The following is a 1,179-nucleotide window of genomic DNA, read 5'->3' as shown; positions in this document are numbered from 1 at the left end:
CGTAGCAACCATTAAACGCCGAGGAGTTTTTCAGTCCACGGCGTTCCGCGTTGCACGACGGTGTTGGCATAGATGAGCAGCTTGCGCGCGCATGCGATGAGAGCGGCATTGTGAGCCTTTCCGGCCGCAGTCAGGCGGGCATAGAGGGCCATGACGGCCTTGTTCCAGCGGAAGGCCGCAGGCAGGGCTGCCGCAAACAGAGAGCGACGCAGGCGAGCGCGGCCGCCGGCGATACGGCGTTGGCCCTTGTATTGCCCGCTATCGTTGTCGAAGGGAGCCAGCCCGGCAAGGGCTGCGACTTCCTCCCGGCTGACACGGCCGAGTTCAGGCATGCGGACCAGGAGGGCCAGTGCCGTGCGCTCACCGATCCCGGGAATGCTCATCACCAGGTCAAGGCGGACAGCGAGATCGTGGTGAGCGCGTAGTTGCTTGGCGATGTGACGGATTTGGGAGAGCCGCCTTGCCTTCAACCGGGCAATGTCATCCAGCACGATGCGGCGTAGCCCAGGCTTATCGAGATGCTCGAGCCGGGTCTTGAAGCGCTTGATGTCGTCCTCGATCTGCTCGAGGAAGGTGAGCTGCTCGGCAAGCTCCGCCAAGCGCGGATCCGGCGCGCTCCTCACCTCTTCGAGCGACGCCGCGCAGGCAGCAATCAGCGCGGCATCCAGCGTATCGTTCTTGGCACGACGCAATCGGGAGCGGCCGAACGCCTTGACCTGGATCGGCTGCAGCACCAGCACGATGACGCCGGCCGCTCGCAAATGCTCCACTACCCCACGCTCGTAACCGCCGGTCGCTTCGATCCCGACTCGCTTGACGCCAGCCTTGGTCAGCAGTTGCACCAGCTTCCGCCAACCGGGAAGGTCGTTGGCGACCTCCCAACCCTCGTCTCGACCATGAACTACAATGTCGAGCTTCGCCTTGGACGTATCGATTCCCGCTGTCGTCGTGCTAGTCTGTGCCATCTTCGTCGACCCTGCCTTGTGAAGCGAACCTGATTGTTCCGGCAACCATCCGGGTCCGATGAAGGTGCTGGCGCGATCCTGCTACGGGGCAGCCACAAACTGCTCAGGGTGGGCGCGATCCGATCGCCAGCGGCCTGCCGCGGGTTGCTGCCGCGGCAGGCCATTCCTCACGGAACACGCCGACAATATCTGATTGCGCTATTACAAGGGTGGG

The 1,179-nt window shown here is 63.5% G+C and carries 1 protein-coding gene; it reads right to left on the bottom strand.

Annotation, left to right across the window (positions count from 1 at the left end; translation table 11 throughout):
* Nucleotides 1-11 precede the first annotated feature (11 nt).
* Nucleotides 12-965, bottom strand: a complete 954-nt coding sequence (locus JQ632_RS39150) for an IS110 family transposase (protein WP_128930866.1) — start codon at nucleotides 963-965, stop codon at nucleotides 12-14.
* Between the last annotated feature and the right edge of the window lie 214 nt (nucleotides 966-1,179).

The organism is Bradyrhizobium liaoningense (assembly GCF_018130955.1).
In the GTDB taxonomy this organism is placed as follows: domain Bacteria; phylum Pseudomonadota; class Alphaproteobacteria; order Rhizobiales; family Xanthobacteraceae; genus Bradyrhizobium; species Bradyrhizobium liaoningense_C.
The sequence above is the reverse complement of the archived record's forward strand: the minus strand, read 5'-3'. Positions and strand labels throughout refer to the sequence as shown.